12 protein-coding genes are annotated in these 17189 nt (G+C 40.6%); 11 read left to right on the forward strand and 1 reads right to left on the reverse strand.

Features of this window, described 5'->3' with window-relative positions; all coding sequences use genetic code 11:
• Positions 1-4 precede the first annotated feature (4 nt).
• Genes vgrG through C5O00_RS04445 form a run of 9 tightly spaced genes read left to right on the forward strand, consistent with a single transcriptional unit; the run spans position 5 to position 14962 of the window.
• The gene (gene vgrG, locus C5O00_RS04405) at positions 5-1786 is read left to right on the forward strand and encodes a type VI secretion system tip protein VgrG (RefSeq protein ID WP_105215284.1); all 1782 of its coding nucleotides are present in this window, start codon (positions 5-7) and stop codon (positions 1784-1786) included.
• Positions 1786-2271 carry a gp25 family contractile injection system sheath assembly initiator gene (locus tag C5O00_RS04410; RefSeq protein ID WP_105215286.1) on the forward strand — a complete coding sequence of 162 codons (486 nt, stop codon included), beginning with the start codon at positions 1786-1788 and terminating at the stop codon, positions 2269-2271. The genes vgrG and C5O00_RS04410 overlap by 1 nt, the downstream gene beginning before the upstream one ends.
• Positions 2268-5885 carry a baseplate J/gp47 family protein gene (locus tag C5O00_RS04415; protein WP_105215288.1) on the forward strand — a complete coding sequence of 1206 codons (3618 nt, stop codon included), beginning with the start codon at positions 2268-2270 and terminating at the stop codon, positions 5883-5885. The genes C5O00_RS04410 and C5O00_RS04415 overlap by 4 nt, the downstream gene beginning before the upstream one ends.
• Before the next feature lie 8 nt (positions 5886-5893).
• Positions 5894-6664, forward strand: coding sequence for a contractile injection system tail fiber-like adhesin (locus C5O00_RS04420; RefSeq protein ID WP_105215290.1), 771 nt, complete (start codon positions 5894-5896; stop codon positions 6662-6664).
• Between the two features lie 7 nt (positions 6665-6671).
• Entirely contained in the window at positions 6672-9578 is a 2907-nt protein-coding gene (locus tag C5O00_RS04425; protein ID WP_105215292.1) for a contractile injection system baseplate wedge protein, read from the forward strand.
• A complete protein-coding gene (locus C5O00_RS04430) occupies positions 9575-12967 on the forward strand; it encodes a contractile injection system tape measure protein (protein ID WP_105215294.1) in 3393 nt (1130 codons plus the stop codon). Before C5O00_RS04425 ends, C5O00_RS04430 begins: the two co-directional genes overlap by 4 nt.
• Positions 12958-14298, forward strand: coding sequence for an ATP-binding protein (locus C5O00_RS04435; protein WP_105215296.1), 1341 nt, complete (start codon positions 12958-12960; stop codon positions 14296-14298). The genes C5O00_RS04430 and C5O00_RS04435 overlap by 10 nt, the downstream gene beginning before the upstream one ends.
• A 2-nt stretch (positions 14299-14300) precedes the next feature.
• Positions 14301-14690 carry a DUF4280 domain-containing protein gene (locus C5O00_RS04440; protein WP_105215298.1) on the forward strand — a complete coding sequence of 130 codons (390 nt, stop codon included), beginning with the start codon at positions 14301-14303 and terminating at the stop codon, positions 14688-14690.
• 5 nt (positions 14691-14695) lie between these two features.
• Positions 14696-14962, forward strand: a complete 267-nt coding sequence (locus C5O00_RS04445; protein WP_105215300.1) for a hypothetical protein — start codon at positions 14696-14698, stop codon at positions 14960-14962.
• A 32-nt stretch (positions 14963-14994) separates the two neighbouring features.
• On the opposite strand, the gene C5O00_RS04450 is transcribed toward C5O00_RS04445, so the two are convergent.
• The gene (locus C5O00_RS04450; RefSeq protein WP_105215302.1) at positions 14995-15327 is read right to left on the reverse strand and encodes a single-stranded DNA-binding protein; all 333 of its coding nucleotides are present in this window, start codon (positions 15325-15327) and stop codon (positions 14995-14997) included.
• Between the two features lie 193 nt (positions 15328-15520).
• Between C5O00_RS04450 and C5O00_RS04455 the strand changes: the two genes are divergently transcribed.
• Both C5O00_RS04455 and C5O00_RS04460 read left to right on the forward strand, forming a co-directional pair.
• Positions 15521-16306, forward strand: a complete 786-nt coding sequence (locus tag C5O00_RS04455; protein WP_105215304.1) for a CPBP family intramembrane glutamic endopeptidase — start codon at positions 15521-15523, stop codon at positions 16304-16306.
• A 66-nt stretch (positions 16307-16372) separates the two neighbouring features.
• Entirely contained in the window at positions 16373-17185 is an 813-nt protein-coding gene (locus C5O00_RS04460) for a class I SAM-dependent methyltransferase (protein ID WP_105215306.1), read from the forward strand.
• Positions 17186-17189 lie beyond the last annotated feature (4 nt).

A 17189-nucleotide genomic window follows, 5' to 3' on the forward strand; every position in this document is an offset into this window, starting at 1 on the left:
TAATATGTCTGTATCACCATTAATAGAAGAAACCAATCTAATTTCATTCGATATCATTTCGGGCGGGAAGGAGATCCCCGCAACTTATGAAGTAGTAAGTATTCGCACCGAACGATTTATAAACAGGATCTCACATGCCGAGATCGTACTTATTGATGGGGATGCATCCAAACAAACTTTTGCGGTAACAGATTCGGATGTGTTTAAGCCAGGTGCCGAAATTGAGATTAAATTAGGGTATCACAGCAAAAACGATTCAGTATTTAAAGGAGTTGTAGTTAAACAAATGATAAGGCTTGATGGCCAGAGTTCGAGGCTACATGTAATTTGTAAGGATAAAGCGCTGCAACTAACAATTAACAGAAACAATAATATTTTTACCGATAGCACCGATAGTGCGGCTATTGAAAGTATTGTGGGAAAAACCAGCTTGAGTTCGTCCGTGGCCTCTACATCGATAGAACACAAGGAGATCGTTCAATATTATACTACAGACTGGGACTTCATTATAAACAGATCTGAAATTAACGGCTTGGTTGTGGTCACAGATAGCGGCAAACTCACCGTGGCAAAACCCGACGTTTCCGGGTCGCCTGCATTACAGGTACAATATGGTTTCGACATTATCGATTTCGATGGTGAGATAGACGCAACGCATCAATACTCTGAAGTGCAGGGCAACGCATGGGATATGAGTTCGCAGGCTGTGATAAGCGCGTCGTCATCGGAGCCTTCGGTAAACCAACAGGGAGATATTAGTGGGTCGACTCTGGCAAAAGTTTTAAGTGCCGGGACACTGAATTTAAGTTCCAATGTAGCCATCGAACAAGGGGATATAAAAGGATGGGCAAATGCAGCTTTATTAAGATCGAGATTGTCGAGGTTTCGTGGAACCCTGACCTTTCAGGGATCTGCTCTGGCAAAGGTAAATTCGACGATCAAGTTGGATGGCCTTAGCAATAGATTTAATGGAAACGCTTTCATTTCTGGTGTGGTACATACTATTGAAGATGGAATGTGGCATACCGAAGTGAAGCTGGGATTATCCCCCGAATGGTTTGTTGAAGAAAATGAAGTTATGGCTCCAGCCGCCGCCGGCTTGATACCAGGAATTCGCGGATTGCATACAGGTATTGTGAAGAAAACCTATGAGGACCCGGATAACGAATTCAGGGTGCAGGTAGAGATCCCAATTCTGGGTGCGGAAGGAAAAATGGTGTGGGCAAGGCTGGCCACTTTTTACACGGGTAATACCTTCGGAGCTTATTTCATGCCGGAAGTGGATGATGAGGTAATACTTGGGTTTATGAACGATGACCCACGATTCCCTGTTATTCTGGGAAGTGTTTTTAGTAGTTCTATTCCCGCCCCTGAAACCCCCGACGAGCAAAACACGATCAAAACACTTATAACTAAGAGTAAACTTCAGTTAAAATTTGACGATGAGAACAAGATAATCACCCTCATAACACCCGGAGGTAATTCTATCGTTATTAGCGACCAGGACGAAGGGATCACCATAACCGATCAAAATAGTAATAAGATAGAAATGAACTCGAGTGGGATCAATATTGAGAGTCAGTCTGATCTCACGATAAAAGCAACTAACTCGGTAAGTATCAAAGGAACTACGGTTTCTGTAGATGGCACCGAATCTATAAGTAACACCGGAGGGTCTGTCTCGATCACCGGTAATGAAAGTACAAGTATTTCAGGAAATGCCGAGTGCTCGGTTTCCAGTAGCGGAGAGATGAGTATAAAAGGTGCAATGGTAATGGTTAACTAATGGATAAATCGAATTTTATAAACGAATCATTTTTAGGAAGAGGCTGGAGTTTTCCTCCAACTTTCGATCCTAATATCGAGTATGGGGTTGAGATGGTAGACAATACAGACGACATCAAACAATCGCTCATCATACTTTTTAACACAAACCCAGGAGAACGAATCATGCTACCTGAATATGGTAGTGCATTAAACAAATATTTGTTCGATTCTATCTCTAACAGCCGAAGGCATTTGATAAGAGAAATGATTCGAACTGCCATCTTGAAATTCGAACCTCGGATCACCGTGAACTCCATAGATATTGAGAGTAGTGCCGATGATCAAAGAGCCGGAATAATAAAAATAAAGGTGAACTATAGCCTTCAATCTTCGAATACCCGCTTTAACCTGGTTTTCCCATATTATAAAGTGGAAGGTACCAATTTACCTCAGTTGTATACGCAGGGTGTAGTTCAAAGTTTAGAAAAAGAGACGATATTATGAACAGGCGAACAGGAAGTGATAGGGCCAAACGATGGAATGCCGATCTGCTGGAAAGTAATTTTCGGATAGATGAGCAATCCTTTACAGACATACTGGGGTATCTGTCCTCCTTTCTGAAATATATTAACTATTTCGACCTAAATAACAGGAAAGCAGGAACCTGGGAGCAATTGATCACGCACGATCCTATTCTCTTCAAAGCGGCTATTATTAACGAGCCCACCACAATGTTCGATATTCATAAAGAACAGGTCCTCATAAATGATGAAAATTCTGAAAAAACTGCCGAAATAGCAAGCCAGTTATTATCCTGGAGTGATAAGATCCAGGGCTGGGCAGACACGTTACATACGATGGGAGAAGAAAAGCTTTCTTACAAATTTGATAATGCGTTGAGAAATATTCTCGAACCTCAAGCAAAAGGATTAAAGGCCTATGTAAATACACTTGAAAAAGAAAAAATACAAGAAGGTGCATACGAAGTGAGATCACTCCCGAAGGAAATTTATTCCAAGCCTATACGAAACAGATCCGACCTGGAAAAAGTACTTCATATTTTTTACAAGGTTATCACACATCTCCAATTGTCCACCAAAGAACATTTGGAAAAGTCGTTTTTAGACAGAAACGATCATCAACCTCATCATGCCATCTACATCACCTTTGGCAAATTATTTAAACTGGTTCAGGAAAAACTCAACACTCTTTCAGACAGGCATTTAAAATTTTATTACGAAAATATTCTACAACAATCCCGTCGTAGGGCCAGGCCTACCATGGCCACTGTGTGCTTTGAACTTCTCCCTACAGTGTCATCTGCTCATTTAGTAAAAGGAACAAGACTGTCTGCCGGAAAACTTTTTGGCAGTAAGGAGGATGTCGAATTTGAAATCCAAAGCCCCTTAACTGCACATAGGGTTGAGATAATGGAACTAGAAACCTTATTCTTCAATTCCAGCCCGTACATACGAGTTGGAACCAACGAAAACCTGGTTTCGGAAGTATCCAAGAATAAACTCATATCTGCCGGAAAGGACATTAATCCATTGAGAGACGACTGGTATGTTTTTGGAGCCAATAAAGCAAGTATTCAAAATACGCAGATAGATCCAAATAAAGTTGGGATAATTGGATTTGTAATTGGATCTCCGGTACTCTATCTAAGTGAAGGTGATAGAGAAGTTAGTCTTCGTGTTCATATGGATGAGAAAAACTCTAAGGATATCTTCTGGAAATACCTGAAAGAAATTAGCAAGGCACGATCGGTTTCATTACTAACTGCCTTCGGAATTGTTTTCGACGACAATCTCCGTATCTCTTTTAGTAATAAAAAAGGTTGGATCCAGATAGACACCTATTCGGTTTTATTAAATGAAGCCGAAAATTACTTTACTATACAGATCAATATCGATAATTCACTGGCCGAAATTGAAAAGCTGGGCGCTTCAGAAATAATCCCTCAATGGCCATCATTTAAAATAGAATTGAACGAATACGCTCCCGTTTATCTGTATTCATTTTTAAATGGGGTGGCTATACATGCTATCGACATTGATGTACAGGTAAACCGAATGAAACATCTCTCCGCCTATAACAATCTTGGCAAGGTATCATTAGATAAGGCCTTCGATCTCTTCGGTCCTATGGCTCCAGGGGGATCCTATCTCATGTTAGGGAAACCTGAATTGTTCAAAAAAGATATTAGCCAGATAAAGATCGAGATCGAATGGGATCATATCCCGCAGGATTTCGGCGGATTTGAATCGTATTATTACGGATATTCAGTTCCTGTAGATAATGATACGTTCCGGGTGGAGTTTTCTGCTCTTTCGGGGAACAGCTGGATCCCGTCTAAAGATGTAAAGAACCAAGAGCAACATCTGTTTGAAACATACCCTTGTCTAACCCCGGAAGGGTACGACAGTGTGCAGTTATCCAAGAATAGCGAACTTATATTTGATCGTTTCGATGACCTGGATATTCAGAAGGATTTTAACCTGAAAGAGCCTATGGAGTACAACCATATCACTCCTAATGGTTTTATAAAGTTCACCCTTGCAAATCCGTCGTCCGGCTTTGGTTCGGAAATTTATTTAAAAGACAGGGAGGAGATCGCCATTTTTAATTCTAAGAATAAAAAAGACCTCCCCTTCCCCAATAAACCATACATTCCCAAAGTGAGGGAAATTTCTTTAAGTTATAAGGCCTCAGACAAACTCTATTGTAATGTAGAGGACTCGAAGAAAAACACAGGTGAGTTATTGCACATAAGACCTTTTTGGACGAGTGAAGCCATATCTGGTAAGCATGTATGGCACAATACCCTGTTCCCTCAATACGATCATCAGGCCTACCTTGTCATGGGATTAAAAGGTGTAAAGGATGAGATAAACCTAAGGATTTTCTTTCATTTTCTTCGATCTGGTTCTACCTGTGACATCAGCGGTGCCGAGCCAATTTGGGAATATGCTCATAATAATTCATGGCTGGAGTTTGATAAGGATAAAATACTTCACGATGGGACAATGGGATTAACAAAAACCGGCATTTTGGAATTGATTCTCCCGAAGACCGAAAATACAAATGATGGTGATCTATTCTGGCTTCGGGCCAAAACTAAAACAGATGCCGAACATTATCCCAGGATAAAAGGAATCTATTTTAATCCGGTTCAGGCGGTTTGTATGAGTGAGGAAGAAGTTGTTTTGGGCAAGAATTTCGAGCCCGGCAGTATTAAGTCACTTGTAGGTAAACATCCCAATATTAAAAAGGTGCTTCAACCCGGTACTTCCTATGGTGGGCAACAGGAAGAAATGCACGAAGAATTTTACGGCAGAGTAAGTGAACGTCTCAGACATAAGGACAGAGCCGTTTCGCCGTGGGATTTTGAACGGTTATTGTTGGATAAATTCGATACAGTGCAGATTGCCAAATGCACCAATCTCAATCAATTATTTACCCCTGTTCCCGGGAAACTCCATATTATCGTCTTGAATAAATTATGGACGCATGACGAGCGCTACTATTTCAAAAACAGCACGCTTAACTACATGAAAGAATACTTAAAGAGAAGAAGTAGTGCTCTGGTAGAGATCGAGGTGATGAATCCCATTGTAGAATACCTTCTGGTTAAATGCGAAGTGGAATTTAAAGGAAGAGAGAATCTGGGATATCTCACCCAACAGTTGAATAATGCTATTTGCGAGTTTTTATCCCCCCTCAACACGAATGAATCTGAAATGGGAGGAATTGGAGGTAGTGTTGTACCAAGTACAGTTTCGAGTTATGTAAGTGATCTTCCTTATGTATTGAAGGTAAATCGATTGTGCATTGAACATATAATTAGGAAAAGGGCTAATTCTTTCGTACTTGATGTATACGAAGAAGGAAATGCCATTCACACCACCACTCCATGGTCCATACTTTCCCCAATGAAAGAACATCGCATCGAATACACCAATGAGCATGAGGTTAATAAAGTTGTTATAGGTAATATGGAAATTGGTACAGATTTCATTTTACAAGAATCCGCAAGAAGTATAAGCCAGGAAACCGAGGCGGGGATCAACGTAGAGTTGGAGCCAAACGCTGCATTTGTATTTCAAAACAAATAACTAAAGAGATGAGTTCAAAACCCTTAAACAGAAAAAGCCTGAAGCTACTCTTTGGAGATGGAACACGACCGAATGAAAAAAACTTCGGAAGCCTTATTGATTCTATGCTAAATAAAGCAGATGATGGTATCTCTAAGAACTTCAACGATGGCCTGACCCTAGCCCCAATGGGTGCCGAATCTGATCGTGTTATCAGTTTTAAAGAAAAAATAAAAGATAGTAATGCGCTATGGAGCATAGACCTTATCGACACCAAGACCGCCAATGGACTCCTGATAGGAGAGCCGGAGGCTATCAATAACAAACGCACTTCACTTTTCTTACAAAAGGGTGGAAATATTGGTATTGGGACGCAATCGCCACAAACCCGCCTTGATGTAGCAGGAGTTTTTGGCTCACACAGCAGGGTTGGAACCTATGTGTTAGGATCGGTTCCGGCCGATGGGAAATGGCATGATATTCCAACTCCGGAAACTCTGGATGGTTATAACGCCTTTGAGATCCTCGCGCAGGTAGGGAAGGCAAAATCTGGGAAACATGCCTTACTTCATGCTACCGCACTAAGCACCTTTGGAAGATCGAGACACCGTATTCGAAGAACTCAGGCATATTTTGGATGGTGGTGGAACCGTATAGCCATACGGTGGACGGGCGACACCAACAACTATAAATTACAATTGAAAACACGCACCAATTACGGAGCGGATATCAAGATAAAGTTCCATGTTACCAAATTATGGGATACTGAAATAATGAATCTTTTCACCGAAAAGGACTAATAACAAAATGAGCGAGACAGCGTCGAAAAACAGAGGGTATATCCAGAAAAAGGATAAAGGCAGTGGGATGTACGAAAACCTGCATCTACAGGGAGTAAAGCTCCTTCAGGATCTGTCTGGAGCAAACTGGACCGATTATAATGAGCATGATCCCGGGGTGACCATTCTGGAAAATATCGCCTTTACTCTTACCAGTCTCGCTTACAAAACCGAATTTCCAATCGAAGATATTCTAACAGAGTCTAAAGGAAGTGAACTTGCCTCTGGAGATAATGGTTTTTTTATTCCTTCGGAAATACTTACAACCAGCCCAGTAACCTCTTTAGACTATAGAAAGCTTTTCATTGATGGGATATCTAATATTAAAAATGTTTGGATCGTCCCTGTGGAGGATTCAGAAAAAAACACAGAAGCTAATAAGCCTAGTGGTATTAAGGGGTTGTACGAAATTCAGGTACAACTTCATGAAATGGACGACGACGCTTCTAAGAAAGAGGAAGAAATAAAGAGGGTAAAAGCAGCCGTATTAGAACTTTTCAGAAAAAATAGAAATCTGTGTGAAGAGCTGGCGGAAGTGACAATTCTTGAAGATGTGAATCTGCAGATGGAACTGAATTTAACACTCGAATCGCATACATCTGGTGAAGAGGTCCTGGCTCGTATCTTTTACAAGATCAATGATCATTTATCACACGAAGTAAAATTTTATTCACTATGGGAATATGAGGAAGAAAATGAAAAAGCAAATAAAGATTCGGCAACGGGAAAAGAAAGAACCATTAACACCATTTTCAACGGCCCGGTTCTAAAAAATGGCTTTATTCCCGATCATCAACTCTCTGAACGAACCAAGGTGATAGATCCTGTACAGATCATGAACTTGATCGGCAAAGAACCTGGCGTGATAAGCGTAGACAAATTAAAAATCGTTGTAATAGATTCTGAAGGCAAAACGTATGATAGTGCCCAAGGAAAATCACTAATTCTTGACAATACAAAACAGGTGCCGGTTCTCAAGGTGCCTGAAACGAGTGAAAAATTGATCTATACAATCGACGGTATCGAATTCAGACCAAATATCCATTTAATCGAGTACAATTTATCCTATATCACGGCTAAAGAATACGGCAGTTTCAAAGCTGTTTCACAGCAAATGAATACCATCGAAATACCGGAAGGAACCCCCAGGAACTTATCTGATTTCTTTCCAATGCGTGAACAATTCCCAGGTACCTACGGGATAGGAGAATATGGTCTCGCGTCTAACCTTCCACCACAACGATATGCGCAAGCCAAACAGCTAAAGGCCTTTCTCTTACCTATGGAGCAATGCATGCAGAATTTCCTCGCTCAGTTAACAAATTTGTATTCCCTGTATGATGTAGAAAGTGAGGAGGCTCGATCCTATTTTTATAAGCCGTTGGCCGATATGATGGAATTAAGTGAACTTATTCATACCCATGAATCTTCAGATATGAAAGAGATGGAAGAGAAATGGGAGAGCATTTTACAATCACTAAACGATAAACAGGATTGTAAACATTTGGATCGCATGCATAGGCTAACAAACCACTTACTCATGAGATTTGGTGAAAGCTTTTATCCTAAAATGCTCAAGAATATAAACATCAATGCCTTTGGAAAAGAGGCCGATAATAGCAGGGCAGACTTACAGCTACTGAACTATAAAAAGAAACTCCTCGCTAATTACGGTTCGTTGAGCTATAACAGGTTTAGAGGCATTAATTATTCTGAAACCAATAATCCTTCCGTCTTTAAAACACAGCCGGCACTCATAGAAAAGCTGGCCATTCTAATGGGAATAGAAAACAGGGAACTAAGGCTTGTTTCTGAAGTGATCAAGGATTCGGGTGTAAGAGTGGTACGAAGTGATACAGAATTTGAAACCTTTCAGGTTGTTTATGAAGAGGAAGGTGAAGAGATCGATATAGAAGGAACCGTAAGTATCGAATCCCCGAAGGATGATCTCGCATTAGGGTTTAGGTTTCCCGGAAATACGGAAACCATTTTCGACGATATCTTAAGGAACGGCGCGAAAAAAGAGAATTACCAAATAAAGGAGGTCTTCAGAGGTAATACTAAATTGTATGAAGTTCAATTTGCTAAAGAAAACAAACAGGTCGTTGTACACAGAGCGAATACGAGGAAAGATGCCATCAAGGCAGTAGAACGAGCAACAGTAAAACTGCAAAAACTGGGCACGGATAGCGAAGCCCTGTTTTTGGTTGAACATTTACAACTTTTACCCCCGCTTGAAGAGAAAAATTTTGGGTTTTCTTTCTCAATACGTTTAGAACGTGGCAAGACCATATCGTTTGAGCAGGCCACAACAGAAACATTGGTTAACCGCAACAAGAATTTGAACCTAATTTTTGAGAATGAAACACAATTAAAAGTAGACCATATTCAAAAAGGAGATGCTTATATAATTAGACTTGGCCTAGAGTCTAACAAAACGCTTGCATATAGTACAATGGAGTTTGCAGACATGGATTCGGTAATATGTGAGATCGAAGCATTGAGAAATTTGATCGATTGTGGTTACTTTAATTTAAGCGTGAGGAAGCTAAAGAACTTTGCATACTACGGAAAGAATAAAGTAGACGAAGATTTCTATTCCTTCCAAATGAGCCTTGTGTTACCATCCTGGCCGGCCCGATTTCAATTATCGAGTTTCAGGTCTAAGTTTGAAGGTATTCTATTAGAAAACTCCCCTGCACATATAGTGTCGCATTGTTTTTGGGTGGACTATCCACGACTATACCAGTTTGAGCACACATATTTCGACTGGCTGAAATGTGGAGCATCCAATCCTGAAAAATCAAAGCTTTCATTCACTCTAATTCGCCTCCTGAAAGAATTCCGGCAGAGTAAAACCCTTCGATCCTCATGAACAAGCATATTATAAAAGGACAGGAATTCCAGATAGAGATTGGCGACAAGAAGGATGCTCACAAGATTCAATCCAGTATCAGTGCATTGCAGTCCACACGAATAAATGCTTTAATAGATTCTATTCTCGATAGCTTCGACGATCCGGACTGTGTGTTTAGTTTCGACAATGTGGAACTCGATCTGGGGACAGTTAGCAAATACAATTATGAGAATGAGATCATTTTTAAAATTGAAGAAGCGTTAACTAATTTTTTCAACAATGCCATTACCCGGAATGGTGTTATGCGTCTGGGGCGTAAAATTTCTAGGGAAGTTCAAGCGATAGATAGTTTAGAACATTATCTGTTAAAGGGGTATTTTGATTGGAATATGAACATCACCCAGTCACCCTCTACCCTTTTACATAAAATAGTAAGTAAGGATAAGACTCAACTAATCACCCTTCTAAAAAGAATAGCAGGCAAGGAAGAGGTTCGTAGACGAATTGTTTATAATTTCAAAGAAGAGGACCTGGAAACAATTGTTATAGTCGCAGCCGGTAGTCATGGGGAATATATCCTGAATCACAAACATAATATAATTAAAACCCAAGAAGACGAGCACATAGTAAATGCGACTTCGGGAGACTTCAATAAAGCAATATGGGAAATCATTATGGCCTACTTATTTGCCGAAGGCAGAAGTTATTTCAGCAAAAAGAGCTATTTAGATTACCTCATACGTAAACTTGCACGTCGATATAATCTGCATTACACTGATCTTCTTTCTTCTCTTTCTGAAGGAATAAAACAAAAGATCACAAAATTTGGCAGAGAAGAGGAATTCGTTAAGATCATTACAGAACTAAGTCGGGATACACAAATTGGAAAAGATACTAATCAAACGAAGCAAGACACGAAGCAGGTAGAAACGACTGAATTTTTAAAGCAGGTCGATCATTATCTTCAACATGGAGTTTTCTCCACTTCCTTTAAACAGATCTCTAAAAATGAGTTGAATTTTAAGATAAAGGAACTAATTCGTAACGGTAGTCCACTGCTGCTTGATAGGATAGATTCCTGGTTATCGGTTAGAACAAATCGAGTTCGAATTTTAACTATCCTTGATTCACAAAACCAGTTGGCCTTTATCGAGCGATCTAAACTACCGTTGGTGCAGAGCGGACTTGCATTTGTGAGTGTTTTACTTTCTCCTACCATCGCGTCGCTGAACGAAGCCAAGGACATGCTGAGAGTTCTCGATCATAGGAAAGGGGCATTGATCCTGGATGTGACCTTGTCCCGAAATTTTACCGAAGCAAGTCTATATCATCAGATCCTGCATAATTTATTTAAGTATTCTTCCAATAATGAACAAATCATGTTCCGGTTTTTGTTTGATTGTTGTGAAGGTCTTAGCGGAAACCAGAAAAAGGTCGTTGAAAAATTCCTCGTGAATTTCTATCAAAATATGGGCAATATAGCGTTAGATGAGATCGCAATGGAGATCCGGAAATTTTGTAAATCGAATCCGCAACAAAAATGGCTCCCATGGTATGAGTATCACCTGGTTCGTTGGACTAAAATCACAGGGTTGAGTAAAACAACCTTATTACACTATCTGGACGCCCGATTAAAAAAGGAAGGAGAGCCGTATGGGATCCTGGACCTTACCAATTTGGAGAAAGAAACTTTGCAAGATGGGAGAATAACTTCTGAAGCGATCTCCCAACCAGACCTCGATACGATAAATTACATCATGGAATTTGGGCGTATCCCCTGGTGGAATTCGATATATTCCTATGACGATTTTAACACAGATATTCAAGTACTTTTATCTAAAACTTCAGGCAGATCCATTATAAAAAGAATGCTGCAAAACCCTTCGGCGTCATACAAATTCCTTGAAGTACTTAATCCTAAAGCTGAAGAAGAATTGTGGAAAGCCCTGGACGTGTCGTCCGGACATGCTAACTTCAGACTTGCTTTGCATTTACGAAGAGAAATGGAGGCCAATTTCGTGCTTTCCGGACTATTGAAAGCTTCAGAATTTCTTAGTCTTCGAAAAACCATCTTAAATTTATTAGTAAAGAATGAGGGATCCCAATTTAGCGCACAATTGATCGGCTATCTGGAAACTTGGAGTTCCTTAGCTACCATCTTAAAATATCCGAGTGCCTCCGAAAAATGTGCGTTAATATTAAGTTCCTTGTTTGGGTTCATTTCCAACCAGCAAACTTCTGTCCAGCTAAAACGGCTGATCGAGGCAATTAACATACATGAACTTGAGATCACAAATAAATTAGTAGGTCCCAAGAAACTGTCGGAGATCCTGGCCGAATTTCAAATAGCGCTACCTTATAGCAATTACGGAATAATGGAGCAGCTACTTGGTAATAATGATGTAGCTTTCGATTCTTTATTGATGAAATCCGATTTCAGAACTGCCCTCCTTTCCGAATTGACTTCGGAAGAAGTTTGGAAAGTTATCACTACCCAACTGGGACACAGGCATCAGCGTGAGTTCGATCAGGCGACTACTTATCTAAGGCAAATACAAAGTATACTAAGTGAGCAGGCTTACAGGGCTTTATGCCGTTCCTTTTCAAATATTGTGCTATTTAAACTAACCAATACAGGATTCTCTACATGGCAGACCAAAGACTGGGTTAGATTATTATATGAAATTCTTCAACATCAACTTGGTGTTTCCAAGGCCGATAAAACTATTTATCAAATTAATACACGATATGCCGAAGGAGTGCCTATCTTTAATATTTTGCTACAAGAAGAAACTGAAAAAAGTGCTTATCCAACCCCTCTTCCCGAGAACGATCCTGAGGTACGTAATGATTATGAAGATGAAAACTACAGAAAGCTTGGAGAGGAATCTAAATATCAGCTAATGAATCCAGTTTTTACTAACTACACCGGACTTATCATTCTATCACCTTACCTCGGAATTTTATTTCAGAAATGCGGACTCATGGAAGAAGGTAGTTTCAGAAATAAAGAAAGCAGAGCCAGAGCTGTTCAGTTACTGGATTATGCGGCAACAGCCGATACCAATTCGCAGGAGCATGAATTGCTCATCCCAAAAGTGCTTTGCGGTATTCCTGTTTCAGAGCCCATTGATGTTTCCTATCAGCTATCAGAAGAACATAAACTAATTGTGGACGATCTGTTGCTGGCTGTGACTCGACAATGGCGTGGTATGGAGAATACTTCGATTACTGCTTTACGTGAATCCTTTCTTCAAAGGGATGGTAAACTAGAAGAGCTGGACGAACATTTCTACATCAAGGTAGAACAGCGATCGTACGATGTCTTATTAGACAGGATTCCCTGGAATATATCAAAGATCAAATTAAGTTGGATGGATAAATTAATAGAGGTAGAATGGAGATAATTAAAGAAATTGCAAGATCTCTGGAGCGTGAGATCAAATGGTTTGAAACCGTGGCCAACACCTCTCTTTCCATCTATTTTCAGAATGAGCATGGGGTGTCTAGTGTTTTCGATCACCAACCCCCCGATCTCGATAAAGACTCATCGGCCTTTGCTAAACTGATCAAAGAATTGAAGCTTGGCTTTGAGGATCGCATCTTACTAATTCTGGGGTTATTGCCTATAGTGAAGCCTCAGTCACTTGATGTTTTTCTAATAAAAAATCAGAATTTAAATAATGAATTCTCCGAGTTTGGCGGTATAAAGGACGCCGGGATCTCGGGATTCATCCCCAGTTTGGAAACCGCCTGCTTTATCCTTTCTGGTAGCTCAATTGAAGAACGATTAAGGCTTATGAAGTTATTTCAGAAGGACCATATCCTTTATAAAAAAGGGATACTAGATTACGATGGCACCCAGGAGTTTGGTTTGCAACAGCGATTGATGGTATCCTACGAATACATGGGATTATTAACTGAAGGTAAAAAGAAATTACCCGAATATAGCTCGAGATTCCCGGCAAAAGAGATTGAAACTGAAATGGACTGGGACGATCTGGTAGTAGATCCGCAGGTTAGAACGAAGCTTGAAGAGATAAAAGACTGGTTGTTATACAGCGAACGTATCTTAGAAGAGTGGGGATTGCGAAAAAATTTGAAGAAAGGCTACAGGGCCTTGTTTTATGGCCCCCCTGGAACAGGAAAGACCTTTGCCGCCACCTTAATAGGTAAAGCTACCAAGCGACCGGTCTTCAGGATCGATCTGTCCCTGGTGGTCTCCAAATACATTGGTGAAACTGAAAAGAATCTGGGACAACTATTTAATGAAGCTGAGAATAAAGACTGGATACTTTTCTTCGACGAGGCCGATGCCTTATTCGGGAAGCGAACACAAACAAAATCGGCTAACGACAGGTATGCAAATCAGGAAGTAGCTTATTTACTTCAACGTATCGAAGATTTTTCGGGATTGGTTATCCTCGCAACTAATTTACAAACCAATATAGATGAAGCCTTCGCACGAAGGTTCCAGATCATGGTTCATTTCCCAAAGCCACGCAAAGAACAGCGATTAATTTTATGGAAGCAATTGTTTGGAAACTCCTTCGATCTTACCAATGATATCGATCTTAATGCTCTGGCTGAGAACTATGAGCTAAGCGGAGGGGAAATGATTAACATATTGCGATACTGTGCCCTCACAGCAGCTCGCAGAGATAAGAAAATGATCGAACGCAGCGATATTATTTCCGGCATTCGAAGAGAATATAGTAAATCTAATAAAACCATTTAATTATGCCACAACAAGTATGTATGGGAGCCATGATGACCTGCTCCTTTGGAGTGGCGCCATCTTCATTGATTGTGCTGCCACAGAACCGTGTAATGACCAGCAATATGCCGGCGGCCAATATTATGGATAATAAACCTATTGTAAATATCCCGCCCTTTGGGATGTGTTCTTCCCTGGCTAATCCTACAGTTGCGGCAGCAACAACTGCGGCACTGGGAGTGCTTACCCCTATGCCCTGCGTTCCTGCAACGGTTACCCCTTGGGCACCCGGAAGCCCAACAGTTATGTTGGGTAATATGCCAACACTAAACAATACATGTACCCTTAACTGCATGTGGGGAGGGGTGATCACAATTTCACAGCCCGGGCAAACACAAACACAAGTTGCCTGATACAAATGAAAAAGTTATTTGCATTAGCGGATAGGATTCTAAAGAACCCGGTGACAAATTTTCTCATTGCCATTATGTTGATCTACGGTGGAAGCAGCGAAATTTTTGAAGATTATAATAAGGCTAAAAATGCGATCACTGTGCATCACGGCATTGCTTTATATGGAATGATCATGCTGGTAAAGGCAGGAATCGCCATCTTTAAGGCTATTTCTGGAATTGGAAGAATACATTCGGTGATAACCGATAAAACTAAAAAGCCTCCCGAATAGGAAGGCTTATAATATATAGCATGAGCGAAGTATTATTTCCCGAGTAACAACAATTCGTTACAAACCACTTCGGTTGAATATCGCTTGATACCTTCCTTGTCTTCATAAGACCGATGGGTGAGTTTGCCTTCTACAGCGATCTCCTTTCCTTTGGTAACATAGTTCTCGATGATCTCTGCGGTTTTCCCCCATGCCACTACGTTGTGCCATTGGGTGTCTTCCACACGTTCTCCATTTGCGTTCTTATAGCTGTCGTTTGTAGCTACAGTGAATTTAGCGAGTTTCTTCCCGCTGTCAAGATTAATGATCTCCGGGTCCTGCCCAAGTCGGCCAATCAACTGTACTTTGTTTCTAAGTGCATTCATAATAATTAATTTAAGGGTTTAACAATTGATACTATCGAACGTCTTTCATTCGACAAGGCAAACATATAACCGACTTTTACATACATTCGGTATAGAAATAATTACTTTCGTTTATAGTCGTTTGTAAGCGTTTGTACGAGGCAACCATTTCCAGAGGAGTAACGTCTATACTAAAAACCTAAATATCTTCATAATGAGCAAAACATTAAAGGTTACGTTAATTACAGTGCTCGCTTTCGGCCTATATTTTTTTATTGACGAATTATTCTTCCGGGAGTTAAGAAAGTCCATCAATGACGGGATAAGCCAGATGGGGGTAAGTCATATTATAGCCTATACCATCGTGGGGATTCCTATTTTCACTGGGGTTCTGCTTTTACATGGGCGTAAGGACTTTTTTAAAAGCCTGGGGCTTCATTCTTCGATTGTCAAGGGGTTTTTATTCGCCCTTCTCTGCACCTTGCCTATGTTCCTGGGATTTGCATTTGTGTTCGAATTAAATCGGGAGATTTCACTAAATACCTTTTTAATTTCAATAATTGCAGCTGCATTCTTCGAAGAGTTGTATTTCAGAAGTTTCCTGTTTGGGCAATTGTTTCGGTATACGCGATTAGGGTTTATCCCCTCTGTAATATTAGGTGCTTTGTTGTTTGGTGCCGTTCACTTATACCAGAGTACCGATCCTGGTGAATTGATAGGTATATTTCTTATTACTTTTTTGGGGGGATTACTGTTCTCGTGGGTCTATACGGAGTGGAAATTTAACCTCTGGACCGCTGTCTTCTTACATCTATTAATGAATTTTTCATGGGAACTGTTTTCGGTGAGTGATAATGCGTTTGGTGGTCTCTATTCAAATATTTTCAGAATCATAACCATTGCCATGATCATCATCCTCACCCTAGTTTATAAAAAACGTCGTGGCGAGAAACTAATGATCAATAAACACACAATTTGGAAAAAACCTCTGCCCAATTAGGCTTAAATTAAGAAACATACTTAATCACTTCGGCGCAATCTTCTTATCTTTAATTAAATTTATCACATGCCGAAAGAAACAACAGCTTATATCCTGGGTACCGATAAGCAGGAACTTATCCGTCTTGGTATACAACACCAGGTTTGGGCGGAAGAAGCGCAACGCGGATGGGCCGTAGCAGGATTTACCGCCGGGAACACATTGCTTGATCTTGGATGCGGGCCGGGATACTGCACTCGAGAACTTGCCTTTATTGCCGGTCAATCCGGCAAGGTTATCGGCGTCGATAAATCTGAAGGGTATATCCATCACCTCAAGGAGATAAGTAGTTTACAACACCTCAACATAGAAGCTGAATGTGCAGATTTTAACGAAATGCATCTCCAACCCAATTCGCTGGATGGAATGTATTGCCGCTGGGCGCTGGCGTGGCTACCTAATCCCAGGGAGATCTTGGAGAAGGTATACCATGCTCTGAAACCGGGTGGTAAAATGGTGATCCACGAATATTACGATTGGACCACTCACCAAACACAACCTGCCAAAGAGGGGCTTTCGGTCGCAATTGCAGCCGCTATGAAAAGCTTCCAGGATTCGAATGGGGAAATAAACATTGGAAAGCTGCTGCCGGGGATACTGTCTGGTTTTGGAATGAAGATCACTGGGATCAGGCCCATGGCAAAAATTGCAACGCCTGATAATCTTAACTGGCAATGGCCGAAAACCTTTTATCATAGCTATTTTCCCAGGCTTGTTGAAGCCGGATATCTTTCCGAAGAAAATAAAGAGAAAGCATTCACAGATCTAATAGAACTTGAAAACACAACTGGTTCGAGTATCTTTTGCCCCGTAATGACCGAGGTAATAGCCATAAAATAAATTC

It is taken from the genome of Pukyongia salina, assembly GCF_002966125.1.
GTDB classification, from domain to species: domain Bacteria; phylum Bacteroidota; class Bacteroidia; order Flavobacteriales; family Flavobacteriaceae; genus Pukyongia; species Pukyongia salina.

Excerpts from the sequence above, each read along its gene's own strand:
- vgrG (WP_105215284.1), top strand. The coding sequence starts at position 5 with ATGTCTGTATCACCATTAATAGAAGAAACCAATCTAATTTCATTCGAT.
- C5O00_RS04410 (WP_105215286.1), top strand. The coding sequence starts at position 1,786 with ATGGATAAATCGAATTTTATAAACGAATCATTTTTAGGAAGAGGCTGG.
- C5O00_RS04415 (WP_105215288.1), top strand. The coding sequence starts at position 2,268 with ATGAACAGGCGAACAGGAAGTGATAGGGCCAAACGATGGAATGCCGAT.
- C5O00_RS04420 (WP_105215290.1), top strand. The coding sequence starts at position 5,894 with ATGAGTTCAAAACCCTTAAACAGAAAAAGCCTGAAGCTACTCTTTGGA.
- C5O00_RS04425 (WP_105215292.1), top strand. The coding sequence starts at position 6,672 with ATGAGCGAGACAGCGTCGAAAAACAGAGGGTATATCCAGAAAAAGGAT.
- C5O00_RS04430 (WP_105215294.1), top strand. The coding sequence starts at position 9,575 with ATGAACAAGCATATTATAAAAGGACAGGAATTCCAGATAGAGATTGGC.
- C5O00_RS04435 (WP_105215296.1), top strand. The coding sequence starts at position 12,958 with ATGGAGATAATTAAAGAAATTGCAAGATCTCTGGAGCGTGAGATCAAA.
- C5O00_RS04440 (WP_105215298.1), top strand. The coding sequence starts at position 14,301 with ATGCCACAACAAGTATGTATGGGAGCCATGATGACCTGCTCCTTTGGA.
- C5O00_RS04445 (WP_105215300.1), top strand. The coding sequence starts at position 14,696 with ATGAAAAAGTTATTTGCATTAGCGGATAGGATTCTAAAGAACCCGGTG.
- C5O00_RS04450 (WP_105215302.1), bottom strand. The coding sequence starts at position 15,327 with ATGAATGCACTTAGAAACAAAGTACAGTTGATTGGCCGACTTGGGCAG.
- C5O00_RS04455 (WP_105215304.1), top strand. The coding sequence starts at position 15,521 with ATGAGCAAAACATTAAAGGTTACGTTAATTACAGTGCTCGCTTTCGGC.
- C5O00_RS04460 (WP_105215306.1), top strand. The coding sequence starts at position 16,373 with ATGCCGAAAGAAACAACAGCTTATATCCTGGGTACCGATAAGCAGGAA.